General features: G+C 44.1%; 8 protein-coding genes and 1 pseudogene. 1 reads left to right on the plus strand and 8 read right to left on the minus strand.

Features of this window, described 5'->3' with window-relative positions; all coding sequences use genetic code 11:
- The 8 genes and pseudogenes from VF500_RS07760 to hisG form a co-directional block, all read right to left on the minus strand.
- A pseudogene (locus VF500_RS07760) lies at positions 1 to 131 on the minus strand (bifunctional phosphoribosyl-AMP cyclohydrolase/phosphoribosyl-ATP diphosphatase); the annotation flags it as partial.
- A 236-nt stretch (positions 132 to 367) separates the two neighbouring features.
- Complete coding sequence (gene hisF / locus VF500_RS07765; protein WP_330859128.1) at positions 368 to 1,123, minus strand: imidazole glycerol phosphate synthase subunit HisF; 756 nt, start codon at positions 1,121 to 1,123, stop codon at positions 368 to 370.
- Between the two features lie 131 nt (positions 1,124 to 1,254).
- Positions 1,255 to 2,004 (minus strand): 1-(5-phosphoribosyl)-5-[(5-phosphoribosylamino)methylideneamino] imidazole-4-carboxamide isomerase, encoded by a 750-nt coding sequence (locus tag VF500_RS07770; RefSeq protein WP_330859129.1) that lies wholly within the window; start codon positions 2,002 to 2,004, stop codon positions 1,255 to 1,257.
- A 5-nt stretch (positions 2,005 to 2,009) separates the two neighbouring features.
- Complete coding sequence (gene hisH, locus VF500_RS07775; protein ID WP_330859130.1) at positions 2,010 to 2,600, minus strand: imidazole glycerol phosphate synthase subunit HisH; 591 nt, start codon at positions 2,598 to 2,600, stop codon at positions 2,010 to 2,012.
- A 97-nt stretch (positions 2,601 to 2,697) separates the two neighbouring features.
- The gene (gene hisB / locus VF500_RS07780) at positions 2,698 to 3,837 is read right to left on the minus strand and encodes a bifunctional histidinol-phosphatase/imidazoleglycerol-phosphate dehydratase HisB (protein ID WP_330859131.1); all 1,140 of its coding nucleotides are present in this window, start codon (positions 3,835 to 3,837) and stop codon (positions 2,698 to 2,700) included.
- 44 nt (positions 3,838 to 3,881) lie between these two features.
- Positions 3,882 to 4,928 (minus strand): histidinol-phosphate transaminase, encoded by a 1,047-nt coding sequence (gene hisC / locus VF500_RS07785; protein WP_330859132.1) that lies wholly within the window; start codon positions 4,926 to 4,928, stop codon positions 3,882 to 3,884.
- 149 nt (positions 4,929 to 5,077) lie between these two features.
- Positions 5,078 to 6,373, minus strand: a complete 1,296-nt coding sequence (hisD, locus tag VF500_RS07790; RefSeq protein WP_330859133.1) for a histidinol dehydrogenase — start codon at positions 6,371 to 6,373, stop codon at positions 5,078 to 5,080.
- 82 nt (positions 6,374 to 6,455) lie between these two features.
- Positions 6,456 to 7,307, minus strand: a complete 852-nt coding sequence (gene hisG, locus VF500_RS07795; protein ID WP_330859134.1) for an ATP phosphoribosyltransferase — start codon at positions 7,305 to 7,307, stop codon at positions 6,456 to 6,458.
- A 212-nt stretch (positions 7,308 to 7,519) separates the two neighbouring features.
- Here hisG and VF500_RS07800 point away from each other — a divergent pair.
- The coding region (locus VF500_RS07800; protein ID WP_330859135.1) for a hypothetical protein at positions 7,520 to 7,757 on the plus strand (238 nt) is incomplete at its 3' end.

Here is a 7,757-nt window from a genome sequence, read left to right on the forward strand (position 1 = left end):
ACGATATTTTCCTGTACGGTTTTATCATATGCTTCCTGGTTCATGTAACCCAGCATCAAAACCTCAAGGGTTTGCTCGTCCTGTATAATTACGGGGACAAGTCCGCCGGTTTTTTCAAAATCTATGTTCATTTTGTACTAATTCAAATTACCTCTGTCCGTGTCCTCACGGGCAGCCATTTTACTTCCGCCGTTTGAAGTCTGTGACTTCGAATCAGCTATGCATGTAGTTTGTAACTACATGATTTCTCGCCGCTGTTGGTGTTGTCACCAACAGCAATCCGTATTTTATAACCGTTGTTAAGAAAATGTTATTGGTGACAACACCAACAACGGCGGTGGCAATCCCTGCTTTTTTTAAGATGTTATCAGATCCTTACTTCAATCTTATTATCTTGTAATATGCGCTTCAAATCCGGTATCAATATTTCACCATAATGAAATACCGAAGCCGCCAGGGCTGCATCAACATTGGTTTTTTCAAAAACATCAACAAAGTGTTCCACCTTACCGGCACCGCCCGAGGCTATTACGGGGATATGCACAGCATCATTAACAGTTTTAAGCAAACCATTATCAAAGCCTCCTTTGGTACCGTCATGATCCAAGGATGTAAGCAGGATCTCGCCTGCTCCACGGCTTTCAGCCTCCAGGATCCATTCTAACGTCTGGCGCTCTGTTGGCAGTCTGCCACCGTTCAGGTGTACTACATTTTTATCGCCAATACTGCGGGTATCAACGGCTATCACCACAAACTGAACACCGAAAGCGGCAGCCAGTTCGTCTATCAGTTTAGGGTTACGCACCGCTGCTGAATTAATGGAGATCTTATCAGCCCCTGCATTCAGTAAGGCATCAGCATCCGCAATTTCATTGATGCCGCCGCCAATAGTGAATGGGATATTGATCTGCCTTGCAACAGCTTTTACCAACTCTACCATGGTTTTACGACGCTCAACGGTAGCTGTGATGTCTAAAAATACCAATTCGTCGGCTCCCTGGTTGGAGTAGTTCCAGGCCAGTTCAACGGGGTCCCCGGCATCTCGTAGGTCAACAAAGTTTACGCCTTTAACGGTGCGGCCGTCTTTAACGTCTAAACAAGGAATAATTCTTTTCGCAAGCATGCTTTTAAAAATATGTCATTGCGAGGTACGAAGCAATCGCGAACTATGCAAGTTCGCCCTGTATAGCATGCGGTTGCCACGCTATCGCTCGCAATGACATGGAGTGTATGTTTCTTTTAGAATGGGGACGATTAGATAGAAATCAGCGCGTCCAAATTCCAATGCTTCACATCTTCAATGGTGATGTGTCCTTCGTATATAGCTTTACCAACTACCACCGACTCAACTTTTAAGCGGTTAAGTTTTTCGATATCGCCCATAGAACTTACGCCGCCTGATGCTATCAGTTTAATGAATGGTGAATGATCAAGCAGTTTTTCATATAATTCGATACCTGCACCGCCAAGTTTTCCGTCCTTGTTAATGTCGGTACAAAGGAAACGGAAGAAACCTAAGGCAAGGCATTTATCAACATAATCCATCAGTTTGATGGGTGAGCTTTCCATCCAGCCGGAGTATTTGATCACCTCGTCAAGTACGTCGATGGCTACAACAACCTGATCGGAGCATTTGTCTTTTCCACAGATCTCTTTGCTCAGATCTGGCAGAAAATCAGGGTTAGTAAGGGCTTGTGTGCCAACAATTACACGGTGAACGCCAGCATCTATCAGCTCTTTTACTTTTTCGATACTGCGGATGCCACCGCCATATTGCACTTTCATGTCGGTTTTGCGGATCACATCAAACAGGTATTGCTGATTGCTGAAATCGTTTTTTGCACCGTTAAGGTCGATGATGTGGATGAAGTTGGTGCCGTTGCTCTGGTAGCGCTCAATCATTTCTTCAAGGGTAACATCGTATTCAGTTACCTGTGCGTAGTCGCCTTCGCGAAGGCGGACTACCTTCTTGTTCAAAATGTCAATGGCAGGAATAATGTACATATCCTTTATATTTTTGAGAAATTAGTTAACAATGTTTCGCCAAACACACCCGACTTTTCGGGGTGGAATTGTACGCCATAAAAATTATCAAGCCAAATTGATGCCGAAAATTCATTTCCGTAGTCGGAGGCCAATAAAGTGTATGCTTTATCATACTCAATAAAGTATGAATGTACAAAGTAAAAATGTGAACCTGACGGTATATTTTCAAATAGCGGGTTTTCTTTTTCGGGAAAAACCCTGTTCCAGCCGGTGTGCGGAACTTTGTGGTCGGCACTATCTTTAAATCTTAAAGTTTTAACCGGTATGATATCCAATAGGTTAGAGTCGCCTTCTTCCGAGTGGGAGGTAAGCAGTTGCATCCCCACGCAAATACCCAACGTAGGCTTCTTAAGCGCCTTAATAGCCGGCACAAGTCCGGTAGCCTTAAGCTTATTCATGGCTGCGCCGGCATGACCTACACCGGGAATGATATAACGATCGTACTTATCAAAATCTTCCTCGCTGTTGATAAAGCCATAGGGGATACCTAAGCGCTCTAAAGCGGCAGTAAGGGAAAATATGTTTCCGGCTCCGTATAGTATAATACCTATCATCAGTTGTCAGTTTGCAGTTATTAGTTTGCAGTTTGCTTGTCAGTTGAAGAGTGTTCTGTGCGCGTTTAACTGCCCACCGCCAACTGATAACTGCAAACTATAAAAGTCCTTTAGTGCTTGGTAAAACCATCTTATCTACATCACGTTTTACGGCCACTTTTATTGCCTTGGCAAAGGCTTTAAATATAGCTTCAATTTTGTGGTGTTCGTTCTGTCCTTCAGCTTTTATGTTCAAATTGCTTTTTGAAGCGTCGCTGAACGATTTAAAGAAGTGGTAGAACATTTCTGTTGGTACATCGCCCACTTTTTCGCGTTTAAAATCGGCATCCCAAACTATCCAGTTGCGGCCGCCAAAATCAATAGCAGCTTGTGCCAGGCAATCATCCATCGGCAGGCAGAAGCCGTAACGTTCGATACCCATTTTGTTGCCCAAAGCTGCGGCAAATACTTCGCCCAAGGCTATTCCGGTATCTTCAATGGTGTGATGCTCGTCGATATGCAGATCGCCTTTGGCAGTAATCTCCAGATCGATGCTACCGTGACGCGCGATCTGATCCAACATGTGATCAAAAAAATGCAGACCGGTTGATATTTTAGCGTCGCCTTTACCATCAAGGTTTATTTTGATATAAATATCAGTTTCCTTGGTAGCACGACGGTGTTCAAATACCCGCTGACCGAGTTTTAAAAATTCATATATCTTTTGCCAGTCGGTAGTTTCCAAAGCAATTACATCATCAATATGATCTGCCTCGCTAAATTCATTGCCGCCTAAATTGCTGTTGTTGTTAAGCCAGATAGCTTTTGCACCCAGGTTTTTCGCCAGCAGTACATCGTTTTTACGATCTCCTATGGTGAATGAATTTTTCAGGTCGTATTTCTCAGCATCAAGGTATTGCGTAAGTAACGCTGTGCCTGGTTTGCGCGTAGGAGCGTTGTCGCGGGCAAAAGTACGGTCGATGATCTGGTTGGCAAATTCTACGCCTTCACCTTCAAAGGTTTGAAGGATGAAATTGTGTACAGGCCAAAATGTATCTTCAGGATAAACAGAAGTACCTAAGCCATCCTGGTTGGTAACCATGACCAATTCAAAATCAAGCTCTTTAGCTATTTTGGGCAGATAGGTTAAGGCGCCGGGATAGAATTCAAGCTTGGCAAATGAATCAATTTGCTCATCGGCAGGCTCTTTGATCAGCGTGCCGTCACGGTCGACAAATAATATTTTCTGTAGGCTCATCCTATATAATTAGTGGATTAGTGAGTTGTTGAATTAGTGATTTTCTATTTGAAGTTTTGTAGAGTGTCCAGCAAAACTGTATTCTCATCGGGGGTACCAATGGTTATGCGGAGGCAACCCTCGCAAAGTTCAACTTTTGACCGGTTACGCACGATGATACCCTGTTTCACCAGGAAATCGTAAATGCCATTAGCGTTAGTGGTTTTTACAAGAATGAAGTTAGCATCAGATGGATAGATATCTACCACAAAATCAAATTCTTTTAGTTGTAAAACCAACCTGTCGCGCTGTGCAAGGGTTTCTTTGATCCACTCATTAACCTGGCCAACGTTTGCCAAAGCTGCTAATGCCAGTTGCTGCGATGATTCGTTAACGTTATAAGGTGGCTTCACTTTATTCATCACCTCAATGATCTCTTCGCTGGCAAAGGCCATGCCCACACGTAAACCAGCCAAGCCCCACGCTTTTGATAAGGTTTGCATCACTACAAGGTTGGCACATTCGGTAAGCTCCTGGATAAAGGATTTTTGCCTGCTGAAATTGATATAAGCCTCGTCAACCACTACAATACCGTTAAAATTGGTCAGCAATGTTTGGATATCATCGCGGTTAATGGAATTGCCGGTAGGGTTGTTTGGCGAGCAGATAAAGATAAGCTTGGTGTTTTTGTCGATAGCCTCGGCAATGCCTTCTAAATTAAGCTGGTAATCTTCGGTTAAATTTACCTTGCGGGCTTCAATGTCGTTGATGTTGGCCGATACCTCGTACATGCCATAAGTAGGCGGCACCAGGATCACATTGTCAACGCCCGGGTTACAAAAGCTGCGGAACAGGATATCGATAGCTTCATCGCTGCCGTTGCCTACAAAAATATTACGGGGCGGTACACCCTTAATTTCGGTGATGCGTTTTTTCAGATCGTATTGTAAAGGATCAGGGTAACGGTTAAACTGCTGATCTAAAGGGGAGCCAAAGGCATTTTCATTGGCATCGAGGAAAACGCTTGCTTCACCCTGGTATTCATCACGTGCCGATGAATAGGGTACAAGCCGTTTTATATTTTCTCTAAGGATATTATTTATGTCGAACATTTTTTAATCTTTTTTGACACCCGTCATTGCGAGGGACGAAGCAATCCCCAATAAGCAGGGCCACCCTGTATAGTTCGCGATTGCTTCGTACCTCGCAATGACGGTTTGGTTTATATTTTGCATTTTTTCGCCGGATCCAAACTCCCCCTTTAGGGGGTCGGGGGGCTCATCCTCACACTCACCGCATTCCGGTGCGCATGCAAGCCTTCCAGCTCGGCCAAAACTTCAACAGTATGGCCAATGTTGTTAATTCCCTCGCGGGTAATATGCTGGAACGTGATCTTCTTCACAAACGAATCAACCGATACGCCAGAATAAGCCCTTGCATAACTGCTGGTTGGCAGGGTGTGATTAGTGCCTGATGCATAATCACCTGCGCTTTCGGGGGTAAGGTTTCCTAAAAATACCGAACCTGCATTGATGATACTGCCGGTGATCTGTTCCCAGTTATTAGTAGCCAGTATTAAGTGCTCCGGCGCGTATTGATTGCTGAAAGTCATGGCCTCACTTAAGCTACTGGTGATCACTACGTATGAGTTATCAATGGCCAGTTTGGCTATCTCGGCACGGGGTAATACCGGTAATTGTTTTTCCACTTCGGCGATGGCTTTTTTGGCAACATCGGCAGAGGTACAAACCAACACCGCCTGGCTGTCGATGCCATGCTCGGCCTGGGCCAGTAAGTCGGCGGCGATGTAGGCCGGGATGGCAGTTTCATCAGCAATAACCAATACTTCCGATGGGCCTGCGGGCATATCAATAGCCGTTGTAGTGGTTGACTGGACGATGGTTTTGGCTTTGGTTACAAACTGGTTACCCGGACCAAAGATCTTATCAACCTTGGGGATGCTTGCCGTTCCGTAAGCCATGGCTGCTACAGCTTGTGATCCGCCTGCAAGATAGATCTTATCAATCCCCAGCATCAGTGCCACATACGCTATAAAGGCGTTAACCTTACCGTTTTTTTGCGGTGGTGAGCAAACCACTATTTCATGACAACCTGCAATGCGGGCCGGGATACCCAACATCAAAAACGTACTTGGCAATACCGCCGAACCTCCGGGAATATACAAGCCAACTTTTTCAATCGGCCTTAATTCGCGCCAGCAGGTTACGCCGGGCATGGTTTCAACTTTGTCCTCGGTTTTTAGCTGCGTTTGGTGAAATTTATAGATATTGCTGTAGGCAGTTTCTAATGCCGCTTTCTGATCGGCAGATATGGCTTTGGCTATTTCCTCCAGTTCGGCTTTATCAAGATAAAGCTTGCTCAGCTCCACTTTATCAAACTTTAAAGCATAGTCAAATAAAGCACTGTCACCATGCTGCTGCACGTTGGCAATTACATCTTCAACAATGGTCCGGATCTCGTTGGCCGGGTCAACATTGCGCTGAACCAGTTTCTGGATCTCGGTAGATGAAAGTTCTGAATAATTGTATGTCTTCATTCCAGTTTGCAGTTATCAGTTATCAGTTTGCAACAATCAGCAATTTACCATAGTGCAAACTGCCAACTGCCACTGCCAACTACTATAAAATGATCTTCTCAATAGGCATTACTACAATGCCTTGTGCGCCTGCCTGTTTAAGCTGGCTTATACGGTCCCAAAAATCACGTTCAGGGATTACGGTGTGTACTGCCACCCAGCCTTCTTCGGCCAATGGTACTACCGAAGGGCTTTTCACACCCGGCAGTAACGCAATTACCGCGTCAAGATTACTCTTCTCAACGTTAAGTACCACATATTTAGTCTCTTTGGCGCGTAAAACAGATTGGATGCGCTGGATCAGTTCCTGTACAAGATCGCTTTCGGCAATGGCTTTGCTGCCAATCAGCACCGCTTCTGACGACATTACATCGGCAAAAGGTTTCAGTCCATTGCTTTTTAGCGTACCACCAGTTGATACCAGGTCGCAAATAGCATCGCTCAGACCTAAGCCCGGAGAAATCTCAACCGAACCTGAAATAGTGCGGATATCTGAAGTTATATTTTGTTGTTTTAAAAACTTGCCTAAAATGGCGGGGTAGGTGGTAGCTATGGCCTTACCATCAAGGTCGGCCAGGGAATTGATGTCGCTGTTGTTAGGTACTGCTATTTTTAATGAGCATTTACCAAAACCCAGACGTTGCAGGTAGCTTACTTCAACTTCGGTTTCCTGGATCACGTTTTCGCCTACGATACCTAAGTCGGCAATGCCATCCTGCACATATTCAGGAATATCGTCATCGCGAAGGAAAAGGATTTCTAAAGGGAAATTGGATACCGGGGAGATCAGCGAGCTTTTGTAGTTTTCAAAATTTAAGCCGCAATTTTTTAACAATTCAACAGATTTTTCGTTGAGCCTACCCGATTTTTGGATAGCTATTTTAAGTGTTTTCAAAAGATTGAATTTAAGAGACTATGATAAAAAAGAATATAAACGGAGGTTGTTATTTCGCGTAGAAACATACATATTAGCTGATCACCACATGGTGGTGATGCAGATGAAGATGATGTAATGCGATACCGTTCATTTTTTATATAGTAAAACTATAGATTAGCGGTGCAAATATAGACAGATGTTTTTTAAATCAAAATTTAATGTAAAAAAGTATGCCGGTGCGTGAAATTTTCAAGAAGTTTCATGGTTTTTCAGGCGAGCTTTTAAAATTTAATTTTGTCACCAACAACGGCCGAGACCACAATGACAGTGACTCGTCCGGAAAAAACTATACACAAAAAAAGGTGTATGAAAAAGGAAAACGAGGAGATATTACGGGTAGTGCGAGAAGACAAGCGCAGCCATCTTCCGGCCAATTTACGGGAGCAACTAATAAAAGAGATAGAAGCA

The sequence above is a fragment of the Mucilaginibacter sp. genome (assembly GCF_036383575.1).
In the GTDB taxonomy this organism is placed as follows: Bacteria; Bacteroidota; Bacteroidia; order Sphingobacteriales; family Sphingobacteriaceae; genus Mucilaginibacter.

Bases quoted from the DNA above. Each gene is read 5' to 3' on its own strand.
- hisF (WP_330859128.1), bottom strand. From the start codon at position 1,123: ATGCTTGCGAAAAGAATTATTCCTTGTTTAGACGTTAAAGACGGCCGC.
- VF500_RS07770 (WP_330859129.1), bottom strand. From the start codon at position 2,004: ATGTACATTATTCCTGCCATTGACATTTTGAACAAGAAGGTAGTCCGC.
- hisH (WP_330859130.1), bottom strand. From the start codon at position 2,600: ATGATAGGTATTATACTATACGGAGCCGGAAACATATTTTCCCTTACT.
- hisB (WP_330859131.1), bottom strand. From the start codon at position 3,837: ATGAGCCTACAGAAAATATTATTTGTCGACCGTGACGGCACGCTGATC.
- hisC (WP_330859132.1), bottom strand. From the start codon at position 4,928: ATGTTCGACATAAATAATATCCTTAGAGAAAATATAAAACGGCTTGTA.
- hisD (WP_330859133.1), bottom strand. From the start codon at position 6,373: ATGAAGACATACAATTATTCAGAACTTTCATCTACCGAGATCCAGAAA.